Origin of the sequence: Micromonospora chalcea, assembly GCF_002926165.1 — a bacterium.
In the GTDB taxonomy this organism is placed as follows: Bacteria; Actinomycetota; Actinomycetes; order Mycobacteriales; family Micromonosporaceae; genus Micromonospora; species Micromonospora chalcea.
Window position 1 is genome coordinate 1 of record NZ_MAGP01000127.1, and the last position, 21,930, is coordinate 21,930.

A 21,930-nucleotide genomic window follows, 5' to 3' on the forward strand; every position below is an offset into this window, starting at 1 on the left:
GGGCAATAGGATGAGCGGTCACGGCGGGAGGGGGCGGGATGACGCGGACCGGGCACGACGGCGGGGTGGAGCGGTGACCCCGCGCGCGTGGGCCCTGCTGACCCTGGCCGGCCTGGCGGTGGCGTTGCTCGTGGCGGTGGCGCTGCCGCTGCCGTGGAGCCGGCCGCCCGCGCCGCGAGCCGACCAGCTCGCGGCGCTGCGTGACCTTCCGGCCGAACAGGTGACCCGGGGCCGCGCGTTCCACGGCGCGCTGCGCCCGGCGGCCTGGTCGGCGCTGGCGGTCGGGCTGGTGGTGGCGTTGCTGCTCGGCCTGACCCCGCTGGGCGGGCGCCTGGTCGAACTGGCCGGCCGGCCCTTCGGCGGGCACTGGATCGCGCAGGCGGTGCTCGGCGGGCTGGCCGTCATGTTCCTCGCCGACCTGCTCACCCTGCCGTTCGCGGCCTGGCGGCGCACCGTGCTGGTCCGCTACGGGCTGAGCACCCAGAGCTGGGGCGGCTGGGCGGTCGACCTGCTCAAGTCGTACGCGGTCAGCGCGGTGATCGGCGCGCTGGTGCTGCTCGGCTTCTACACCGTGGTCCGGCTGGCCCCGCGCTGGTGGTGGGCGTTCGGCGCGGCCGGCGCGGCGGCGCTGGTGGTGGTGCTGTCGTTCGTGCTGCCGGTGCTCGTCGAGCCGGTGTTCAACAGGTTCACGCCGATGGAGCCGGGCCCGCTGCGCAGCGAGCTGACCGCGATGGCGGCCCGGGACGGCGTACCGGTGCGCGACGTGCTCGTCGCCGACGCGTCGCGGCGCACCCGGGCGGTGAACGCGTACGTCTCCGGGCTCGGGCCGACGCGGCGGGTGGTGGTCTACGACACGCTGCTGCGCGAGGCGGAGCCGGCCGAGGTGACGAGCGTGGTCGCCCACGAGCTGGGCCACGCCAAGGACCGGGACGTGTGGACCGGCACGCTGCTCGGCGCGCTCGGCGCCGCCGCCGCGGTGGTGGCGCTCTACCTGATCGGCTCCTGGACGCCGCTGCTGCGGCTCGCCGGCGTCGACTCGATCGCCCAGCCGCGGGCGTTCCCGCTGCTGATCGCGCTGGTCACGGTCGCCGGCCTGCTCACCACGCCGGTGCAGGCGCTGGTCTCCCGGCGGATCGAGGCCCGCGCCGACGCCCACGCGCTGGCGCTCACCGGCGACCCGGCGACGTTCGAGGCGATGCAGCGCCGGCTGGCCGGGGTGAACCTGGCCGACCCCGACCCGCCGCGCTGGGAGCATCTCTGGTCGGCGACCCACCCGTCCACCGTGGAGCGGATGGCCGCCGCCCGCGCCTACGCCAGGGAGTCCGGCCGATGAGCCGCACCTTGCTGATCACCAACGACTTCCCGCCGCGCCCCGGTGGCATCCAGTCCTTCGTGCACAACCTCGCGGTGCGACAGCAGCCCGGCTCGGTGGTGGTCTATGCGTCGAGCTGGCGCGGGGCGGAGAAGTTCGACGCCGACCAGCCGTTCGAGGTGGTGCGGGAACGTACCCGGGTGCTGCTGCCCACGCCGCTGATCGCGCGGCGGGCGGCGCGGCTGGCCCGCTCGTACGACTGCGACACGGTCTGGTTCGGCGCGGCGGCCCCGCTGGGGCTGCTCGCGGCGGGCCTGCGGCGGCGGTCCGGGATCCGCCGGGCCGTGGCGCTGACCCACGGACACGAGGTCGGATGGGCGGCGCTGCCCGGCGCCCGCTCGGCCCTGCGCCGCATCGGCCGGGGCGTGGACGTGACCACCTACCTCGGCGAGTACACCCGGACGCGGCTGGCGCGCGTGCTGGACGGGCTGACCGAGCTGCGGCGGCTCGCGCCCGGCGTGGACGTGGACACCTACCACCCGGACGTCGACGGCACGAAGGTCCGCGAACGGCTCGGGCTGGCCGACCGGCCGGTGGTGGTGTGCGTGTCGCGGCTGGTGCCCCGCAAGGGCCAGGACATGCTGATCCGCGCGCTGCCGGAGATCCGCCGCCGGGTGCCCGGCGCCGCGCTGCTGGTGGTCGGCGGCGGACCGTACCGCTCGACGCTGGAGAAGCTGGCCCGGCAGAGCGGGCTGGAACGCGACGTGGTGTTCACCGGTTCGGTGCCGTCGGCCGACCTGCCCGCCCACTACGCGGCCGGTGACGTGTACGCGATGCCCTGCCGCACCCGTAACCGGGGCCTGGACGTGGAGGGCCTCGGGATCGTCTACCTGGAGGCGGGCGCCACCGGGCTGCCGGTGGTGGCCGGCGACTCCGGGGGCGCGCCGGACGCGGTCCGCGACGGCGAGACCGGGTACGTGGTCGGCGGCCGGGACGTGGCCCAGCTCGCCGACCGGGTGGCCACGCTGCTCGCCGACCGGGACCTGGCCCGGCAGTTCGGCGCCGCCGGCCGGGCGTGGGTGGAACGGGAGTGGCGCTGGGAGACGCAGGCGCAGCGGATGGCCGCGCTGCTGGCCGGCTGAACGCCGCCCCCGACCCGCAAGCGGCTCCGGCACGACGGCCGAGCCGCCTCAGGAGACGGCTTCGACGTGCACGGGCACCCGGCCCAGGTGCGGCGCCGCCGGGCCGGGGCGGCCGAAGTGCCAGCCCTGCCCGGCGTCGCAGCCGATCGCGCGCAGCCGGTCCGCCTGGTCGGCTGTCTCCACGCCCTCGGCGGTGACGGTCAGGTCCAGCGCGTGCGCCAGCGACACGAGCGAGGCGAGGATCCGCTCGTCGGTGCCGCTGTCCGGCGCGCGCAGGCCGGTGACGAACTCACCGGCCACCTTCAGCTCGTCGACCGGCAGGTCCCGCAGGTACGCGAGGTTGCAGTAGCCGGTGCCGAAGTCGTCGATGGCGACCCGGACCCCCAGGTCACCGAGCACCCGCAGCGCCCGCACCGGCTCGACCACGGTGCTCATCATGGTGCTCTCGGTGATCTCCAGTTGCAGCCGGCGCGGCGGCAGGCCGGTGCGGCCGAGCACGCCGCGTACCTCGGGCACCAGGTCGGCCCGGTGCAACTGGCGTACGGCGAGGTTGACGCTGACGAACGGCGCGTCGCCGTCGACCGCCGACCAGGTGCCCGCCTCGCGGCACGCCTCGGCCAGCACCCAGCTGCCGAGCGGGACGATCAGCCCGGTCTCCTCGGCCAGCGGGATGAAGCTGCCCGGCCGCAGCACGCCCAGTTCGGGGTGGCGCCAGCGGACCAGCGCCTCCATGCCGAGGACCCGCCCGTCGCGCAGGGACGTCAGCGGCTGGTAGTCGAGGTAGAACTCGCCCCGGTCCAGGGCGGCGGGGATGGCCGCGGACAGCGCGTACCGGGCCAGGTCGCGGCGGTTGCGGTCGGCGTCGAACAGCGACCAGCGGGCCCCGCCCGCGGCCTTGGCCCAGTGCAGCGTGCTGTCGGCCGCGCGCATCAGCTCCATCGGGGAGGTGCCCGCGACCGGGCGCTCCACGATGCCGATGCTCGCCGAGACGGTCAGCTCGTGGCCGTCGACCAGCGCCGGCTCGCGTACCGCGGCCAGCGCCGCCTCGGCGACCTGCACCGCGTCGTCGGTGCCGGTCGTGCGCTCGATCAGGATCACGAACTCGTCGCCGCCGAGCCGGGCCACCAGATGCTCGCCGAGCGCCTCGTGCAGCCGCTGCGCCACCGCGACCAGCAACGAGTCGCCGACCTGGTGGCCGAGGGAGTCGTTGACGACCTTGAACCGGTCCAGGTCCAGGAAGCAGACGCCGACCCGGTCGGCGCCCCGGTTGATCGCGGCGGCCAGCCGCTCGGTGAACAGCGTGCGGTTGGGCAGGCCGGTGAGCGGGTCGTGGGTGGCCTGGTGCCGGAACCGGGCCTCGCTGTCGCGCAGCGCCCGTTCCGCCTGCGCACGGGCCATCATGGCGGCCCGGCGGATGGACTCCTGCTCGTCGAGCGTGCGGTCGCGCAGCGCGCGGGCGTACCCGGTGGCGACGGTGGCGAGCAGCCGGGCCATCCGGTCCTCGACGTCGTCGACGACCAGGTCGAGGTCGCGGACCAGGCGCAGCTGGATCACCTCGACGGTGCGGCCCAGCCCTTCGGCGGAGGCGATGTGCGCCTGCACCAGCTCCGCGCCGACCTGCTGGCCGATCCGCAGGTCGAACGGCTCGGCACGCAGCGCCTGGGCCAGCCGTTCGGTGAGCCGTTGCAGCATCTCCTCCAGCTGCGACTGGGTCATCGGCAGGTAGCTGGTGCCGGACACCGCCTTGGCCCAGGCCCGGGCGAACACGCCGGGCCTGCTGCGGGCCGCGTCGTCACCCACCGAGCCGCCCGACCCCGCCCATGAACACGGCCCGCTCGGCGTTCTCGGCCTGGTCGGGGGAGTCCGGCCGCCACTGCGGCACCCACACCACACCCGGGTCGACCAGTTCGAAGCCGTCGAACAGCGCGGTCAGCTCGGCCCGGCTGCGGATCCAGAGCTGGCTGTCGGTGCGCCGGTAGACCCGCTCCGCCTCGGCCCGCTCGCCGGTGCCGTCGCGGCCCTCCTCGCTGGCCTGGGAGAGCACCAGGTGGCTGCCGGGCGCCAGTGCTCCGCGCAGCGTCCGCAGGATCTCCTCGGGGCGGTCGCTGTCCGGGATGAAGTGCAGCACCGCCACGATCATCACCGCGACCGGACGGCTGAAGTCCAGCAGCCGGGTGACCTCCGGATGGGTCAGGATCGCCTCCGGGCGGCGCAGGTCCTCCTGGAGCACGGTGGCGTGCTCGTTGCCGGCCAGGATCTCCTGGCTGTGCGCCACCGCCACCGGGTCCACGTCGACGTAGACGACGCGCGACTGCCCGTCGATCCGCTGGGCGATCTCGTGCACGTTGCCGACGGTGGGGATGCCCGAGCCGATGTCGAGGAACTGGCGGACGCCGGCCTGGGCGAGGTACTGCACGGCCCGGCGCAGGAACGCGCGGTTGGCCTGGGCCATCAGTGGCGCCTCCGGCACCGCCTCCACCATCGCGCGGGCGGCCGCCCGATCGGCGGCGAAGTTGTGCGAGCCGCCGAGGTAGTAGTCGTACATGCGGGCGACGCTGGGGCGTTCGATGTCGATCGTCTCGGGTGCCCAGTCCGGCCGCTGCATGTCCTGCCCCTCGGGTGTCGACGGCGCGCGGTGGTCACCGCCGCGCGGATCACCCGGGTATTCTGCCCCTCCGCCGTCGTGGTGCAAAGACCGTCGTCGCTATGCGTCCGGCCGTTCACCGTACGCGGTCAGCCGCACCCACGACGCCGGAGAGGCCCGCGTCCGCGGTGGACGGGGCCTCTTCCGGCGGTGTGCCTCAGAACTTGGGCGCGTCCGGTGCCTCGAGCAGGCCCAGCCGCAGCGCGGTCATCAGCGCCTGGGCCCGGTTGGCGGCGCCCAGCTTCTCGTAGAGCTTGGAGATGTGGGTCTTGGCGGTCGACTCGCTGACGAACAGCTGCTTGGCGATGCCCGCCACGCTCATGCCGTCGGCGAGCAGCCGCAGCACCTGGCCCTCACGGGGGGACAGCTGCGGGCCGGACGGGGCCAGCCGGCGCTTCATCGCCTCGGCCAGGTCGGCGGCGGTGAACGCGCTGGGGGAGGAGGCGGCGTGCCGGGCGGCGGCGACCACGGCGTCGGCCGGCGCGGTCTTCGGCACGAACGCGCTCGCGCCGGCTTCCAGGGCGCCGAAGAGCTGGTCGTCGCCGGCGTACATGGTCAGCACGACGATGCCCATCGACGCGCTGGACTTGCGCAGGGCGCGGGTGGCCTCCAGGCCGCTGCCGTCGGGCAGGCGAAGGTCCATGATCACCACGTCGGGCTGGAGCGCGCCGGCCTGGCGCACGCCCTCCGCGGCGGTGGCGGCCTCGCCCACGACCTCGAACTGACGGTCACGCTCGAACGCGTGACGAAGACCCTTACGGATGAGGTCGTGGTCGTCGACTAGGAGAACCTTGGTACGGGTGGCCGGTGTCGGACTGCTGGTCATCCTCGGGTTACTCCCCTTCTGCTGCTGCGGCGCTGCCGCGCACCTTATCGCGCCGGGGCGACGAGCCGAGCACCACGGCCACTGTCGTCCCACTGGGTCGACGTGGCCTGATCTCCAACCGGCCTCGGATACGTTCCGCCCTCTCGGCCATGATCGCAAGGCCATAGTGCCCGTCCGGGCGCTGGTCACCGATGCCGTGACCGTCATCCGACACTTCGATTCGGGTGTACGGGGGATCCACCTCGCACGTGACCCACAGATTCGACGCGCCGGCGTGCTTACGGGCGTTCGTCACCGCCTCCTGCGCGATGCGCAGCAACTCGGCCTCGGTCGCGGCCGGCAGCCGGGCGGTGGACTCGTCCAGTGACAGGTGCACCCGCAGGCCGCCGGAGGCGCCGACGGTGCGGGCGTACTCGGCGATGGCGGCGGCCAGGCCACCGTGCCGGTCCACCTCGCTGCGCAGCTCGAACAGGCTCAGCCGCAGCTCGGTGATCACCCGGGTCACCTCCTGGCGCAGCGTGCGCAGCGAGTCGGCGGTCTCGTCGGCGTCCTCGTGCACGGTGGCCAGGGCGTTGTCGATGCCGTACCCGACCATGACCAGTTCCTGGGCGACCCCGTCGTGGATCTCCCGGGCCAGCCGCTGCCGCTCCTCGTTGGTCGCCAGCGAGCGCACCTCGTCGAAGAGCAGCGCCGCCTCCAGCCGCAGCGCCGCCGGGCCGGTCAGCGCCGTCACCCGGGACACCACCGGCGGCGGGTACGCGGCGGCGGTGTCCGCCTCGATCACCACCAGGCCGACCGTGCGTACGCCCGCCACCAGCGGCACGATCAGCGCGGAGACCTCGCCGGAGTGCCGGGACCGGGCCTGCGACCGGGACGAGACGGTCGGCTGCTGGCTGGCCCAGGCGTCGGCGATGGCCGAGTCGGCGTCGAGCGTGGTCTCCCAGTCGACCCGGTCCGCGCCGATCTGGGCCAGCACCACCAGCCGGCCGCCGCCGCTGGCGGAGAGCACCGCGCCCCGGTCGGTCTTCGCCACCACCCGCAGCTCCTCCAGCAGGTGCTCGGAGATGCCGCCCGGGTCGAGCGTGGCGCCGGGCAGCTGGCGGGCGACCGTACGCAACTGGGTGAGCAGCCGGGTCGCCTCGGCGTACGGCTGGGGTTTGCCCTCGCCGCGGACCCGCATCACGCGCTGGAGCGTGCCGGCGGTGTAGAGGCCGAGACCGGCCAGGATCAGCCACTGGGCGCAGACCGCCAGGTAGCCGACCTGACCGAGCTGCGCGCCGCCGTCGACCCGGGTGAACGCGGCGCTCGCCACGAGCGTCGCCGCCGCCACCGCGAGCAGCGCGGCGCCCTCGCGGAACCGGCGGCTCAGCGCGGTCACGGTGACCGGCACCGCGAGGTACGGCAGCACCGCCGAGGCGCCAACGCCCCCGGTGACACCGGTGAGGTGGGTGTCGGCGGCGACCTGGCTGGCGGCCAGCCCGAGCACCACCACCTCGGCGAACCTGCTGATCGGGGTGAGCAGCCGGTGCTGTGGGGCGAGCACGGCGGGCAGCCCCGCGACGCCCAGCAGGGCGATCCACCAGAGCTGGGCGGCGTCGCGGGTGGCGAACAGGGTCAGGGCGGCGACCAGCGCGAGGAGGACCGCGCGGGCCGCGACCGCGAGGGGCTGCGTCTGCGGCTGGCCGGATGTGGAGGCGGGCACGTGACGGATCGTAGTCAGCGTTGGTAGATCTCCGCGATCTCCGAGGCGTACGTCTTGTGCACGACCTGCCGCTTGACCTTCAGCGACGGGGTCAGCTCACCGGTGGTCTCGGTGAAGTCCTGCGGCAGGATCCGGAACACCTTGATCGCCTCGGCCTTGGAGACCGCCTGGTTGGCCTGGTCAATCGCGCCCTGCACCTCGGCGCGCAGCGTCGCGTCCTCGCGCAGCTCGGCGATGCTCGTGGTCTCCGGGCGGCCCTGCGCGGCGAGCCACTTCGGCAGCGCCTCCTCGTCGATGGTGACGAGCGCGGCGATGAACGGCTGCCGGTCGCCGACCACCACGCACTGGCTGATCAGCGGGTGCGCCCGGACCTGGTCCTCCAGCACCGCCGGGGCGACGTTCTTGCCGCCGGCGGTCACGATGATCTCCTTCTTGCGGCCGGTGATGCTCAGGTAGCCGTCCTCGTCGAGGTGCCCGAGGTCGCCGGTGCGGAACCAGCCGTCGGCGCTGATCGCCTCGGCGGTGGCCGCCTCGTTGTGCCAGTAGCCCTGGAAGACGATGTCGCCGGCGATGAGGACCTCGCCGTCGTCCTCGATCCGGATGGTGACGCCGGGCAGCGGGCGGCCGACGGTGCCGATCCGGGTGCCGGTGGGCAGGTTCGCGGCGGCGGCCGGGGAGGTCTCGGTCAGGCCGTACCCCTCGCAGATGGTCACCCCGATGCCGCGGAAGAAGTGCCCGAGGCGCGCGCCCAGCGGCGCGCCGCCGGAGATGGCGTCGCGGCACCGGCCGCCCATCGCCGCCCGCAGCTTGCGGTAGACCAGCTTGTCGAAGAGGGCGTGCTGCGCGCGCAGGCCCAGGCCGGGACCGCCGGGCAGCTCCTGCGCCTCGCTCCAGGCGATGGCGACCTTCTCCGCCCGGTCGAAGATCTTGCCCTTCCCCTCGGACTCGGCCTTCTGCCGCGCGCCGTTGTAGACCTTCTCGAAGACCCGGGGTACGGAGAGCACGAACGTCGGCTTGACGTCCTGCAGCTCGGCGACCAGGTTCTTGGTGTCCGCGCAGTGCGCCATGGTGGCCCGGGCGTGCACCACGCCGACCTGGATGAGCCGGGCGAAGGCGTGCGCGAGCGGCAGGAACAGCAGCGTCGAGGCGCCCGGGCGGAACAGGTTCGGCAGCACCGGCACCGCGTTGGCGATGTCGGTGTAGATGTTGCGGTGGGTCAGCACGCAGCCCTTCGGCCGGCCGGTGGTGCCGCTGGTGTAGATGATCGTGGCGACGTCGCCGGCCTTGAGCATGGAACGGCGCGTCTCGACCTCGGCCGGGTCCACCGCCTCGCCGGCGGTGACCAGGTCGTCCACCGCGCCCAGCTCGATCTGCCAGACCTCGCGCAGCTCGGGCAGCCGGTCCCGGACGCCGGCGACCAGGGTGGCGTGCGCGGTGCTCTCCACCACCACGGCGACGGCGCCGGAGTCGCCGAGGATCCAGGCGGCCTGCTCGGCGCTGGAGGTCTCGTAGATCGGCACGGTGACCGCGCCGGCGGCCCAGATCGCGTAGTCGAACAGGGTCCACTCGTAGCGGGTGCGGCTCATCAGGCCGACCCGGTCGCCGGGGGAGACGCCCGCCGCGATCAGGCCCCGGGCCACCGCGACCACCTCGTCGCGGAACTGCCGGCAGGTCACCTCCTCGCGCGCCGTCCCCGCGCCGGGACGGACGAACTGCACGGTGTCCGGGGCGACCTCGGCGTTTTCCCAGACCGGGTCGGTCAGGTTGGCCGCGTCGCCGACGGTGACGATCGGCGGGACGGAGAACTCGCGCACCTGCACTCCCTCGTGCTCTACCGGCGGGGGCCGGCCTGGTCGGCTCTGTCGAAACCTACCCGCACACCCCGGGGGGTCGGCCAGGGAGGTTGGCCGACCGGCTGGTGGGAGGCCCGTCGGCGGGTGGAGCGGCGCCGGGCGGGACGCGGCCGGGTAGCCTCCCCCCATGGCGGACTCCTCCACCCAGTCGATCATCATCGGCGCGTCACCGGATCGGGTGGCGGCCGTCATCTGCGACTTCCCCAGTTACCCCGAGTGGACCGAGGCGGTACGCGAGGCCGAGGTGATCGAGGAGTACGAGGACGGCTATGCCAGCCAGGTCCGGTTCACCCTCGACGCGGGCGTGCTGGCCGACGAGTACGTGCTGGCCTACGAGTACGCCGAGGACATCTCCCGGATCGAGTGGCGCCTGGTCGCCCCGTCGAAGATGCAGCGGTCCCAGCGCGGGTCGTACGACCTGGTGGGCAACCCGGACGGGACGACCACGGTGACCTACACGCTGGAGGTGGAGCTGTCCGTGGCGATGCTCGGCATGTTCCGCCGCAAGGCCGAGAAAATGATCATGGATACGGCGTTGAAGCAGCTCAAGCGCCGGGTAGAAGCACCCGGTGCGGCGCACTGACCCGACCGTCCCGACCGTCCCGGTAGTCACGCTGGAGGAGCCGAACCATGGGCACCACTGATCCGGGTTCGGCCCGGGAAGAGGCCGAGCGCCTCGTCGCCACCCTGCTCGCCGGCGCGAAGATGGCCGCCGCCGCGCCCGGCTCCGGCGCCTGGGGTCCGCTCGGTGGGATCCTCTCCGGTGTCCTCGGTCACACCCCGCCCGGCGCCGGGCCCGCTCCGGAGACGCCCGCGCCCGCCGGTTTCGCCACCGGCTCGCCGGAATGCTGTGTCTGCCCCGTCTGTCGCGGTATCGCCGCGTTGCGCGACCCGAGTCCGGAATTCGCCGAGCGGCTCGCCACCGGCGCCGGGGACCTGGCGGCCGGCGTGGCGAGCCTGCTGCGCGCGTTCACCCCCGCCGAGCCGGAGCGAACCGCCGACGACGGCACCGCCGCGGCGGACGGATCCGGGGACCACGTGTGGCGCGAGGCGACCCGTACCGGGCATGATTCTCAGCCGGCACCCGAGCAGGACGTGTGGTCCGCCGCCACCCGGGGGGAGGGCGCGGCCGATTCGGGTGCCGCCGCCGACGCCGCCGGGCCGCCGGAGCCGGCGACGATCGGCCCACCGGCCGGCCGTCCCGTGGTGCCCGCCTCGCGGGCGTCCGGAGAGGTGGGCGCGGACGCACCAGGCGACGGGGCCTGACCACCGGACATCCCGGGACCGTACGGCTGGTTCGGCCGGTCCCCGGGCAGCACAGCAGAGGGGAGTGGCAGCGGTGACGCTGACCATCGGAGTCGACGTCGGTGGCACGAAGGTGGCCGGCGGTGTCGTGGACGACGCCGGCACGGTACTCGTGCAGACGCGACGGGACACCCCCGCCGACGACGTGGCCAAGACCCGCGACGTCATCATCGAGGTGGTCACCGAACTGGCCGCCGGGCACGCCGTCGAGGCGGTCGGCATCGGCGCCGCCGGCTGGATCGACGCCTCCCGCTCCACCGTGCTGTTCGCCCCGAACCTGGCCTGGCGGGACGAGCCGCTGCGCACGTACGTCGGGGACGCCACCGGCCTGCCGGTGATCGTGGAGAACGACGGGAACGTGGCCGCCTGGGCGGAGTTCCGCTACGGTGCGGCCCGCGACGCCGACGACTCGATGGTCATGTTCACCATCGGCACCGGCGTCGGCGGTGGCATCGTGCTCGGCGGCGGCCTGGTCCGCGGCGCCAACGGCATCGCCGCCGAGCTGGGGCACATGCTCACCGTGCCGGACGGCCACCAGTGCGGCTGCGGCCGGCTGGGCTGCATCGAGCAGTACGCCAGCGGCAGCGCCCTGGTCCGCTTCGCCCGCGCCGCAGCCCGGCAGGAGCCGCACCGGGCCACCGCGCTGCTGGAGCTGGCCGACGGCGAGGCCGAGTCGATCACCGGCCCGATGGTGACCGCCGCGGCCAAGGGCGGCGATCCGGTCTCCACCGAGGCGTTCGCCCAGGTCGGCCGCTGGCTCGGCACCAGCCTCGCGGACATGGCGCAGATCCTCGACCCGCAGGTGCTGGTGGTGGGCGGCGGCGTGATCGACGCCGGCGACCTGCTGCTCGGCCCGACCCGCCGGTCGTTCGCCGAGGCGCTGGCCCAGCGCAGCCGCCTGCCCGTCGCCGAGCTGCGCCCGGCCGAGCTGGGCAACACCGCAGGTGTGATCGGCGCCGCCGACCTGGCCCGGCGGATCTGACATGACGGACTCGGGTGTGCCGCTGCGGGTGCTGTCGTACAACGTCCACGGCCAGCGGGACGACACCGCCGCGCTGGCCGAGGTGGTCCGGGGCGCGGACCCGGACGTGGTGATCGTCCAGGAGGGACCGCGCCGGTTCCGGTGGCGGCAGAAGTGCGCCGCGCTCGCCGAGTCGTTCGGCATGGTCGTGGCGGCCGGTGGCCTGCCGTCGCTGGGCAACGTGCTGCTGACCAGCCTGCGGGTGCGGGTCACCGAAACCAGCTGCCAGCGCTATCCGCTGACGCCGGGGCGGCACATGCGCGGCGCCGCGTACGCGCGCTGCCGGGTCGGCGGCGTCGATGTGCTGCTGGCCGGCTCGCACCTGTCCACCGACCCGGCCGAGCGGCCCGCGCAGGCGGCCGCGTTCAAGCGGGAGCTGGCCGCGTCCACGCTGCCCGTAGTGGCCGGCGCGGACCTCAACGAGGGCCCGGACGGGCCGGCCTGGCGGACGGTCGCCGAGGGGCTCACCGACGCGGCGCTGGCCGCCGACCGGGCCGACCGGCACACGTTCTCCTGCGCCGACCCGCGCCGCCGCATTGACGCGCTGTTCGTCGACCCCCGGATCACAGTGGTCGACTACGACGTGGTGGACACGCCGCTGACCCGTCGCGCCAGCGACCACTTCCCGGTCCTGGTGGACCTGCTGCTGCCCACCGCCTGACGGCCGCGGACCGCCGGCCGTGACGCACGGTCACGGACCCGGCGGCCGGCAGGACAACCGCTTCGCCGCCTTTGCTCTGCCGCCACATGCGCATCAGTTACCCGTCGTGATCGGCGGCCGCCTCCCGGCCGGCCGACCGAGAGGCGTCAGGCCCGCTCCCGCCGGTGCCGCGTCCGTGGCGGCAGAGCAAAGGGCGCACGAGGTACGCCTCCGGCGCGGCCGGTCCATTCACGCTCGGTGACCGGGCCGGCGGTGACGCTGTGTCAAGCGAGTCGAGCGGGTGGGCGGCGGCGAAATCGGTGGCTGGACAACCGCTGGCATTCTCGGCAGGATTTCGCGGTGTCCTCCTCCACCGACCCCGGCCACCCCGATCCGGACTCCACGGTCGCATCGAGCCGTGCCGAACGCCCGGTCTCCGACCGGGGTGACACGGTCTGCGTCATCGGCGCCGGCGCCAGCGGCCTGACCGCCGTCAAGAACCTCCGCGAGGCCGGCTTCGGCGTGGACTGCTACGAGCGGGAGACAGGCGTCGGCGGCGCCTGGAACTGGCGGCACGACCGCAGCCCGGTGTACGCCAGCACGCACCTGATCTCGTCCCGGCCGTTCACCCAGTTCCCCGACTTCCCGATGCCGGACGACTGGCCGGACTACCCGCACCACAGCCAGCTGCTGTCCTACTTCGAGCGGTACGCCGACCACTTCGACCTGCGCCAGCACGTCTGGTTCGGCACCGAGGTGGTCCGGGTCGAGCCGGTCGAGGGGGACCGGTGGGACGTGACCACGCGCAGCACCGGCGGCTACGGCCCCGAACGCACCTCCCGGTACGCCGCCGTGGTGCTCGCCAACGGGCACAACTGGTCGCCGAAGCTGCCCCGCTACGAAGGGCTGGAGCAGTTCCGGGGCGAGGTCATGCACGCCTCGTCCTACAAGGACCCGGCGCAGCTGCGCGGCAAGCGGGTGCTGGTGGTGGGCGCCGGCAACACCGGCTGCGACATCGCGGTCGAGGCGGCCCAGCAGGCGTCGCACTGCTGGCACTCCACCCGGCGCGGCTACTGGTACGCCCCGAAGTACGTCCTCGGCCGCCCCGCCGACCAGGTCAACGACACGCTGCTGGCGCTGCGGGTGCCACTGCGGGTACGGCAGTGGCTCTACCACTGGACGCTGCGGCTGACCGTCGGCGACCTGACCCGGTTCGGCATGCCCGAGCCCGACCACCGCGTCTACGAGACGCACCCGATCGCCAACAGCCAGCTCGTCTACTACGTCGGGCACGGCGAGGTCACGCCGGTGCCGGACGTGGCCCGGTTCGACGACCGTGCGGTCGAGCTGACCGACGGCCGGCGCATCGACCCGGAGCTGGTCGTCTTCGCCACCGGCTACCTGCCGCGCTTCGAGTTCCTCAAGGGACAGGTGCTCGGCGACGAGGACGGGTCCGGGCGGCCCCGGCTGTGGCTCAACGCGTTCACCGCCGGGTATCCCACGCTCGCCGTGGTCGGCCTGGTGCAGCCGGACTCCGGCATCTTCCCCATCTCGCACTGGCAGAGCGTGCTGTTCGCCCGGCTGCTCACGCTGCGCGCCACCCGGCCGGAGCGGGCCGCCGCGTTCGAACGCAAGGTCCGCGCGGGCCTCGGCGAGCGGTACTCGGCCAAGGTCAAGGACAGCACCCGGCACTGGTTCGAGGTCGGGCACGCCGACTACCTGCGTGCGCTCCAGCGGGCGCTGCACGAGCTGGAGGGTGTCAAATGACGGTTGAGCGTGTGCGGGTCGTCCGGTCCTGGGAGTGGGCCCGGCCGGAGCGGCCCGCCCGCCGGGAGGTTCTCGCCGCCGTACCCGAGCGGGAGGAGGCGAAGCCGCCGCTGCTGTTCGTACCCGGCTTCGGCCACGGCGCGTGGGCGTTCGCCGAGCACTGGCTGGGGCACGCCGCCGGTCGCGGCTTCCCGGCGTACGCGCTGAGCCTGCGCGGGCACGGCGGCAGCGAGCCGGCGCCGGAGGCGACGCTGCGGTCGTACACCCATGACGTGACGCAGGTGGCGGCGAGCCTGCCGCGGCAGGCGGTGCTGGTGGGGCACGGCGCCGGCGCCCGGGTGGTGGCGCACGCGCTGGCCCGCTACCCGGCGCGGGCCGCGGTGCTGGTGGCGCCGGTGCTCGGCGGCTGGGCGACGTTCGGCACGGCGTTGCGGCGCAACCCGGTCGGCACGGTGCCGGCGGTCTTCGGCGCCGGGCTGCGGCTGCACCGGCGGCAGCTGTTCAGCCGGGAGCTGCCCGACGCCGACGCCCGGCGGCACCTGGCCCGGCTGGGCCGGGCCGGGCGGCGGGCGCAGTGGCAGCTGCTGACCGGCCGGGGGCCGGAGCCGGCGGTGGGCCGGCCACCGGTGCTGGTGCTGGGCAGCCCGGACGACCGGGTCGTGCCGGCGTCCGCGCTGATCCGGGCCGCCCAGCGGTACGCCTCCGCGCCGCTGCTCTTCCCCGGCATGGGGCACGACCTGATGCTCGACGCCCGCTGGCGGGAGCCGATCGACGCGATCCTGGACTGGCTGGACAAGGACCCGGCGTCCGCGGCGGGGTGAGCGCCGGGGCGCCGGGTCAGCGGGTTGCGGCGCGGCGGCCGGCGAGCGACCCGCTCTCCTCCAGCGCGCTCAGGTAGGACGCCGCCCAGGCGTGGATGTCGTTGCGCGCCAGATGGTCGCGCATCGCGCGCATCCGCGCCGACACGTCCTCCGGGCCGGCCCGCAGCGCGGCCAGCAGCCCCTGCTTGAGGCCGTCGAGGTCGTGCGGGTTGACCAGGTACGCCTGCTCCAGCTCGGAGGCGGCGCCGGCGAACTCGCTGAGCAGCAGCGCGCCGGTGCCGTCGACCCGGGCCGCCACGTACTCCTTCGCGACCAGGTTCATCCCGTCGCGCAGCGGCGTCACCGCCATCACGTCCGCGACGCGGTAGAGCGCGACCAGCTCGGCCCGGTCGAACGGCTGGGAGAGGTAGTGGATCGCCGGCTCGCCGACCCGGCCGAACTCGCCGTTGATCCGCCCGACCTGGTGCTCGACCCGGTCCCGCAGGATCTGGTACTGCGCCACCCGGTCGCGGCTGGGCACCGCCACCTGCACCAGCACGGTGTCGCGGACCTTGATGTCGCCGCTGGCGAGCAGCTCGCGGTACGCCTTGAGCCGCTGCTCGATGCCCTTCGTGTAGTCCATCCGGTCGACGCTGAGGATCACCTGCTCCGGCTGGCCCAGGTCCTGCCGCAGGCGGCGGGCCCGCTCGGCGACCTCCGGGCGGGCCGCGAGCGCGGACATCTCGGCGGTGTCGATGGCGACCGGGAAGGCGCCGATGCGCACCACCCGGCCGTCGACGCCGATCCGCCGGTCGGTGGCGGGCAGGCCGAGCACCTTGGTGGCGAGCTGGGCGAAGTTGTGCGCGGCCTGGGCCCGCTGGAAGCCGATCAGGTCGGCGCCGAGCATGCCGCGCAGCAGCTCGGCGCGGCGCGGCAACTGCATGAACAGCTCCGGCGGCGGGAACGGCACGTGCAGGAAGAAGCCGATCCGCAGGTCCGGCCGCAGGTCGCGGAGCAGGCCGGGCACCAGCTGGAGGTGGTAGTCCTGCACCCAGACCAGGCCGCCGGGCTCGGCCGTCTCGGCCGCCGCCTCGGCGAAGCGCTGGTTGACCCGCTGGTACGCCTCCCACCACCGGCGGTGGTACTCCGGCTGCTCGACGGCGTCGTGGTAGAGCGGCCAGAGGGTGGCGTTGGCGAAGCCCTCGTAGTGGTCGCGGAAGTCCTCGGCGCTCAACGGGACGGTGTGCATCCGGACGCCGTCCACGTCCGGCAGCGCGGGGGCGGGACCGGTGCCGCCGGCCCAGCCGACCCAGGTGGCGGGCGTCTGCCGCAGCAGCGGGTGCAGGGCGCTCACCAGGCCGCCGGGGCTGCGGCGCCACTCGAAGGCGCCGTCGGGCGCCACACTGTCGTCGATGGGGAGGCGGTTGGCCACCACCACCAGGGGGCTCTGTCGCATCGGGCATTCCGCTCAGCAGGGGACCGGCGACCCGGAAGAGACGCAAGCCGGACAGCCGGTGCGGGACGTGACGTTCAGCCTATTCCTACTGACTGTAAGTTACACGCTTGTTACGTCCCGGCCCAGGGGCGAGCGGCGTCCCGCCATCCGGGCAGAGCCGGACGGCGCGACCTCAGACGACCGCGCCGTCGTCCGGGTCGTGGTCGTCCCGGTCGCCGGGGCGCAGCCGCCAGATCAGCATCACGAAACCGGCCAGGATGCCGGAGAAGCCGAGCAGCGTCACCACCGACGGGTCGACCAGCGACACCACGGTGGGGGACAGGAACAGCAGGAAGCCGAGCACGATGCAGGCCACGCCGAGCACCGCGTACTTGGAGAAGCGGGGCAGCGGCGGCGGCGGGGGCGGGGTGTAGTGCTCCTCGTCCGACGCCTCGTCGGGCAGGTTGGCGCCGAACGTGTCCAGGCCGTCCAGCAGCGAGGGCTCGTCGTGCCGGTCCCGGCTGAGCGAGACGCCGGAAATGTCGGCCGCGTACGGCAGCCGGCGCACGTCGGTGGCGGTCGGCCCGGCCGGCTCCTCGGGGCGGCTGCCGGCGGCGGCGCCCGGCGGGGGTGGGTCGTCCACGTCCTCGGCCGCGGGCCAGGGGTGGCTGCCGGCGCTCGGCGCGGTGTGGAACCCGGCGACGATCTTCGCCCACTCGGCCTCGATGTCCGGCTCGTCGGCGCGCGGCTGCTCGCCGCCGCCCTCGTCGGCGAGCTGGGTGAGGTAGTCCCGGGCGGTGGTCAGGTGCGACCTGTCGACGTAGAGCCGGTCGACCGGGCGGGCCGGGACGGTGGTGGTGCGGGTCACCGGGTTCAGGTCGGCCGAGGGCTGGAGGTAGGCCGCGATGCCACCGGCGGCGAGCACGTCGAGCAGGTGCTCGCCGACGCGTGGATCGACGTCGCCCGCGACCGCGTACTCGGCCGCGTCGAGCCCGTTGTCCCGCCGTCCCCGACGGGGCCCGCCCCCTGACACCGGACACCCCCTTCGCCGATCCCTGCCCGTGCCCTGAATCGTGACACGTCGGCACCCGGTTCCGGGAGTGCGTTGTGGCGTGCCGCTCGTCGTTCGTACCCTCTTCCCGGACTCCTCCGGGCGCCGACGGCGCCTCCGGGGCCACGCGGCGACCCGCCCGCCGCCACCGACACGGGAAGGACGCCGGTGCTGTACTGGCTGCTGAAGTACATCATCCTCGGCCCGCTGCTGAGGCTGATCTTCCGCCCGCAGGTCGAGGGACTGGAGCACGTGCCGGACACCGGGCCGGTGATTCTCGCCAGCAACCACCTCTCCTTCTCGGATTCGATCTTCACTCCGTTGATCGTCAAGCGAAAAGTCACATTCATCGCCAAAGCCGAATACTTCACGGGTAGGGGCCTCAAGGGCTGGCTCACCAAGATGTTCTTCGTCGGCTCCGGCACCATCCCGGTCGACCGCTCCGGCGGCCGGGCCGCCCGTGCCGCCCTCGACACCCAGCTGTCGGTGCTGCGGGCCGGCGGCATCGCCGGCATCTACCCGGAGGGCACCCGGTCGCCGGACGGCCGGCTCTACCGGGGCAAGACCGGGGTGGCGCGGCTGGCGCTGGAGAGCGGCGCCCCGGTGGTCCCGATGGCCATGCTCAACTCCGACGCCATCCAGCCGACCGGGCAGATCATCCCCAACCTGGGCCGGGTGCGGATCCGGTTCGGGCCGCCGCTGGACTTCTCCCGCTACGCCGGGATGGCCGGTGACCGGTTCGTCGAACGGGCCGTCACCGACGAGATCATGTACGAGCTGATGGAGCTGTCCGGCCGCGAGTACGTCGACACGTACGCGCAGAAGGCCAAGGGCGCCGGGGCGCACCAGCCGGTACCGGCCTGACCTTCAGCCCGCCCCGGCGATCCGCAGCAGCCCACCGGCGGCGTGCCGGCCGGCGAACGCGCGTACCCGGGCCAGCGTCGCCGCCGCGGCCGGCGGGTCCGCCTCGGTCAACGGCCCGACCGCCAGCGCGGACGCGATCATCTGGTCGGTCACGTCGGTCATCTCCGCGTACCCCTCGGCGGCGGTGGTGAGCAGCCGGCCCGCCCGCGCGGCGTCCCCGGCCCGCCGGGCCAGCGCCGCCTCGGCCGACCCCCCGGCCGCCCGCGCCCAGCGGGTCACCCGTGGCGCGTGGGCCAGCAGGTCGCGCACCAGCTCCGCGGCGTCGCCGCCGAGCAGCGCGGCGACGTGACCGACCGCCGGCACCCACTCGGCGAACGGGATCATCTTGGTCTGCCGCCAGTCCTCGTCCAGCTCGGTGAGCAGCGCCATCGCCTCGTCCCGGCGGCCCTGCACGGCGCGGCAGAGCGCGGCGTGCGCCAGCGTGGAGCGCAGCACGCGCTGGAAGCCGCTGCGCCGGGCCGCGACGAGCGCCTGGTCCACCAGGTCCTCGCCGGCGCCCGGGCCGGCCGGGTCGTCGCCGAGCGCCCGGATCCAGCCGGACACGGCCACGATGTGCAGGTCCCACTCGTCGGTCGGGCGTCGCGTCGACCCCTCGGCCATCCGCAGCGCCGCCGTCCAGTCCCCGCTGTAGTACGAGTGGGCCCACTGGTCGCTGAAGCTCACCGTCAGCGCGTGCTCGCCGGCCAGGTCCAGGGACCGCTGCTCGTCGACCAGCCGGGCCGAGCCGGTCAGGTCGCCCTCCTCCTGCAGCACCCAGGCCAGGTTGTGCACCGCGCGGCGGCGGCTGGTCAGCCGCTCCACCCGGCACTCCTCGGTCACCTCGGCCAGTTCCGCGTACGCCTCCTCGGCGCCGGCCTGGTAGCGGACCACGGCGAGCGTGATGCGCGCGTTCGCCCGCGCCTCGGGCAGCCCCAGCCGCTCGGCCAGCTCGGCGGCGCTGCGCGCGGCCACGCACGCCGGCTCGGTCTCCGCGTCGAGCATGTGCGCCCGGGCCAGCTCCAGCAGCACGCCCACCTTGTCCTCGCTGTCCGGCAGCGTGGCGTGCAGCCCGATCGCCTGATCCAGGCAGCGCATCAGCTCCGAGCGGTCGGCCCGGGCGAAGGCCGCCGTGGCCAGCAGCCGCCACGCCTTCGCCGCGCCGGGCCGGTCACCGGCGTCGGCCAGCCGGCCGGCCAGCGTGGTGAGCAGCGCGGTCCCGCCGCCGTCGAGGAACCCGTCGCGGTCCCGGTAGAACGCCAGCTCGGCCTGGAACAGCTCCAGCGCCGGGTCCGGTCCGCACTCCACGCTCAGCGCGCGCTCCACGAGCGTGGCAGCGGTCTCCAGCGCGTGCAGCTCGTACGCCCGGCGGGCGGCCCGGTGCAGCGCGGACCGGGTCGCGGCGGCGTGCGGGGCCTGGTCCAGCCCGACGGTACGGGCGATCTCGTGCGCCGCCCACCTGTGGTTGGCCAGCACCTCGGCCCGGTCGTGCTGCCGGCCGTCGGCGAGCTGCTCCAGCCAGTCGGCGGTGCGCTGGTGCCGGGCGACCCGCTCGGCCCGGGGCAGCCGCTGGTAGCAGACGTCCCGGACCAGCACGTGCCGGAACCGGTACTCGGCCTGGCCGGGCATGGTCGAGACGGGCAGCTCGTAGACCAGGTCCCGGCGCTGGAGGTGGTGCAGCGCGCGCTCGACCCACTCCGTCGGGCGGCCGAGCGCCAGCGCCACCGGCGCCGCCCAGAACTGCACGCCCACCACCGCGGCGGCCTGGAGCACCGCGCGGTCGGCCGGGTCGAGCAGGTCCAGCCGGTTGGCGATGACCGCCTGCACGGTACGCGGCATCCCGGCGACCCCGGCCGGGTCGACGAGCGCGAGCCCGGCGGTCCGCTCGGCGAGCCCGCCGTCGAGCAGCATCCGCGCGTACTCCTGGGCGTAGAGCGGGTTGCCGTCGGCGAACTCGATCAGCGGCGCCCGCGCGTCCTGCGGCAGCGTGGCCTGGCCGAGCAGCAGCGAGTAGAGCGTGTCGATGTCCCCGTCGTGCATCGGCGGCACCGAGATGGACATCGCCCCGCTGATCGTGCCGGTCCAGGCCGGGTGCCGCTCGCGCAGCTCCGGCCGGGCGGTCGCGACGACGAGCAGCGGCACGTTGCGCGCCGCCGCGCCGAGCTGCTCGACGAAGGACAGCATCGCCTCGTCGGCCCAGTGCATGTCCTCGAAGACGAGCACCGTGGGGCCGGTCGCGGCCAGGGCGAGCAGGAAGCGCCGCCACGCCGCCTCGGTCTCGGCCGAGGTGAGCCGTTCGCCGGAGACGCCGACGAGCGGGCCCAGCGCCTCGGCCAGCCGTACCGCGTGCGGCTCGGCGAGGCGGCCCAGCCGCTCGCGCAGCCGGTCCCGGACGGTGGCCGGGTCGTCGGCGCCGGTCAGCCCGGCCCAGCTGCGGACGATGTCGGCGAGCGCGGCGTAGGTGACGTTCTCGCCGAACGGCGGGCACTGGCCGGTCAGCCAGGTGACCCGGGCGCCGGGCAGGCTGGCGGCGTGCCGGGCCAGCTCGCGCAGCAGCCGGCTCTTGCCCACCCCGGCCGGGCCGAAGACGGTGAGCAACTGCGAGGTGCGCTCGGTCAGCGTGCGGTGCAACGCGCTGACCAGCAGGCCCCGCTCGTGGTCCCGGTCGACCATCGGGGTCAGCTCGGCGGTCTGCCCGTCGCGCCGGGGCCGTGCCCGCACGGCCAGCCAGATCCGGCTCACCGTGGACCGGCCGCGCAACGTCACCGGCGGCTGGTCCGCGTACTCCATCTCGCGCCGGGTGGCCGCCCACGTGCTCTCGTCGACCACCACGCCGCCGACCGGGGCGAGCGCCTGCAACCGGCTGGCGGTGTTCACCACGTCGCCGGTGACGAACGCCTGGCCGCCGTCGCGCGCCGCGGCCAGGTCGACGAGGGCCTCGCCGGTGGCGATGCCGACCCGGAAACCCAGCGGCGGGTGCGGCCCGGCCGGCTGGCGGGCCAGGCTGCGCTGCAGCTCCAGCCCGGCGCGTACGCAGCGCAGCGCGTCGTTGTCGGTGGCCACCGGCGCGCCGAACAGCGCCATGACGGCGTCGCCGATGTACTTCTCCACCACGCCGCCGTACTGGTGCACCAGCCGGCGCACCGTGGCGAAGTAGACCTGTTGCAGGCTGCGTGCCTGCTCCGGATCGGCCCGCTCGGCGTACGTGGTGAAGTCGACGATGTCGATGAAGAGCACGCTGACCTGCCGGCGGTCCTCCTGTACCGCCACCGCGTGGTCGCGCAGCGGCTGACCGCAGTTGGTGCAGAAGTTCGCGCCGGTGTCGTTGGCGTGCCCGCAGCCCGGGCAGGACGCCGCCAGCGGACGGCCGCACCCGCCGCAGAAACGGTCGTCCGGCCCGGCGGTCCGGGCGCAGTGTCCACAGGTGAGGTCGATGTCCGGCTCCGTACGCGTGAGGTCCCCAGTGTCCCGCGCGGCCGCCGCAGTCGGGTACCCGACGGGTCGGCGGGACGTCACGGCTGTTCGGCCGGGT

General features: G+C 74.5%; 17 protein-coding genes. 9 read left to right on the forward strand and 8 right to left on the reverse strand.

Translation table 11 applies throughout. The annotated features are described in order from the left end of the window. The first annotated feature begins 73 nt into the window (after positions 1-73). Together BAW75_RS20345 and BAW75_RS20350 are read left to right on the forward strand one after the other, a co-directional pair. Complete coding sequence (locus BAW75_RS20345) at positions 74-1,333, forward strand: M48 family metallopeptidase (RefSeq protein ID WP_104114563.1); 1,260 nt, start codon at positions 74-76, stop codon at positions 1,331-1,333. Beyond that, positions 1,330-2,454, forward strand: coding sequence for a glycosyltransferase family 4 protein (locus BAW75_RS20350; RefSeq protein WP_104114564.1), 1,125 nt, complete (start codon positions 1,330-1,332; stop codon positions 2,452-2,454). The genes BAW75_RS20345 and BAW75_RS20350 overlap by 4 nt, the downstream gene beginning before the upstream one ends. Positions 2,455-2,502: 48 nt before the next feature. Here BAW75_RS20350 and BAW75_RS20355 read toward each other — a convergent pair whose 3' ends face one another. The 5 genes from BAW75_RS20355 to BAW75_RS20375 form a co-directional block, all read right to left on the reverse strand. Next, positions 2,503-4,170, reverse strand: coding sequence for a putative bifunctional diguanylate cyclase/phosphodiesterase (locus BAW75_RS20355; protein WP_244206189.1), 1,668 nt, complete (start codon positions 4,168-4,170; stop codon positions 2,503-2,505). 76 nt (positions 4,171-4,246) lie between these two features. Beyond that, positions 4,247-5,059 carry an SAM-dependent methyltransferase gene (locus tag BAW75_RS20360; RefSeq protein WP_043329389.1) on the reverse strand — a complete coding sequence of 271 codons (813 nt, stop codon included), beginning with the start codon at positions 5,057-5,059 and terminating at the stop codon, positions 4,247-4,249. Positions 5,060-5,255: 196 nt separating this feature from the next. Next, entirely contained in the window at positions 5,256-5,924 is a 669-nt protein-coding gene (locus tag BAW75_RS20365) for a response regulator transcription factor (RefSeq protein ID WP_104114566.1), read from the reverse strand. Positions 5,925-5,931: 7 nt separating this feature from the next. Next, positions 5,932-7,626 carry a sensor histidine kinase gene (locus tag BAW75_RS20370; RefSeq protein ID WP_043329391.1) on the reverse strand — a complete coding sequence of 565 codons (1,695 nt, stop codon included), beginning with the start codon at positions 7,624-7,626 and terminating at the stop codon, positions 5,932-5,934. A gap of 14 nt (positions 7,627-7,640) precedes the next feature. Further along, positions 7,641-9,440: an AMP-dependent synthetase/ligase gene (locus tag BAW75_RS20375; RefSeq protein ID WP_064446408.1), complete on the reverse strand. Its 1,800-nt coding sequence runs from the start codon at positions 9,438-9,440 to the stop codon at positions 7,641-7,643. A gap of 166 nt (positions 9,441-9,606) precedes the next feature. On the opposite strand from BAW75_RS20375, the gene BAW75_RS20380 reads away from it, so the two are divergent. The 6 genes from BAW75_RS20380 to BAW75_RS20405 all read left to right on the forward strand — a co-directional run bounded on the left by BAW75_RS20380 (position 9,607) and on the right by BAW75_RS20405 (position 15,033). Continuing rightward, positions 9,607-10,062 (forward strand): SRPBCC family protein, encoded by a 456-nt coding sequence (locus BAW75_RS20380; protein WP_043329393.1) that lies wholly within the window; start codon positions 9,607-9,609, stop codon positions 10,060-10,062. 47 nt (positions 10,063-10,109) lie between these two features. Continuing rightward, the gene (locus tag BAW75_RS20385; RefSeq protein ID WP_104114567.1) at positions 10,110-10,745 is read left to right on the forward strand and encodes a hypothetical protein; all 636 of its coding nucleotides are present in this window, start codon (positions 10,110-10,112) and stop codon (positions 10,743-10,745) included. A gap of 73 nt (positions 10,746-10,818) precedes the next feature. Further along, positions 10,819-11,766 (forward strand): ROK family glucokinase, encoded by a 948-nt coding sequence (locus BAW75_RS20390; protein WP_104114580.1) that lies wholly within the window; start codon positions 10,819-10,821, stop codon positions 11,764-11,766. A gap of 1 nt (position 11,767) precedes the next feature. Beyond that, positions 11,768-12,466 carry an endonuclease/exonuclease/phosphatase family protein gene (locus BAW75_RS20395; RefSeq protein ID WP_104114568.1) on the forward strand — a complete coding sequence of 233 codons (699 nt, stop codon included), beginning with the start codon at positions 11,768-11,770 and terminating at the stop codon, positions 12,464-12,466. Positions 12,467-12,805: 339 nt separating this feature from the next. Beyond that, positions 12,806-14,212 carry a flavin-containing monooxygenase gene (locus BAW75_RS20400; RefSeq protein WP_043329402.1) on the forward strand — a complete coding sequence of 469 codons (1,407 nt, stop codon included), beginning with the start codon at positions 12,806-12,808 and terminating at the stop codon, positions 14,210-14,212. After that, positions 14,209-15,033, forward strand: coding sequence for an alpha/beta hydrolase (locus BAW75_RS20405; protein ID WP_104114569.1), 825 nt, complete (start codon positions 14,209-14,211; stop codon positions 15,031-15,033). Before BAW75_RS20400 ends, BAW75_RS20405 begins: the two co-directional genes overlap by 4 nt. A 16-nt stretch (positions 15,034-15,049) precedes the next feature. On the opposite strand, the gene BAW75_RS20410 is transcribed toward BAW75_RS20405, so the two are convergent. Then, positions 15,050-16,468: an alpha,alpha-trehalose-phosphate synthase (UDP-forming) gene (locus tag BAW75_RS20410; RefSeq protein ID WP_043329406.1), complete on the reverse strand. Its 1,419-nt coding sequence runs from the start codon at positions 16,466-16,468 to the stop codon at positions 15,050-15,052. A gap of 172 nt (positions 16,469-16,640) precedes the next feature. After that, positions 16,641-17,480, reverse strand: a complete 840-nt coding sequence (locus tag BAW75_RS20415; RefSeq protein WP_043329408.1) for a DUF308 domain-containing protein — start codon at positions 17,478-17,480, stop codon at positions 16,641-16,643. Between the two features lie 186 nt (positions 17,481-17,666). Here BAW75_RS20415 and BAW75_RS20420 point away from each other — a divergent pair, with 186 nt between their 5' ends. Beyond that, positions 17,667-18,362 (forward strand): lysophospholipid acyltransferase family protein, encoded by a 696-nt coding sequence (locus BAW75_RS20420; protein ID WP_104114570.1) that lies wholly within the window; start codon positions 17,667-17,669, stop codon positions 18,360-18,362. Between the two features lie 3 nt (positions 18,363-18,365). On the opposite strand, the gene BAW75_RS20425 is transcribed toward BAW75_RS20420, so the two are convergent. After that, positions 18,366-21,914 (reverse strand): ATP-binding protein, encoded by a 3,549-nt coding sequence (locus BAW75_RS20425; protein WP_244206186.1) that lies wholly within the window; start codon positions 21,912-21,914, stop codon positions 18,366-18,368. Positions 21,915-21,930: the final 16 nt, after the last annotated feature.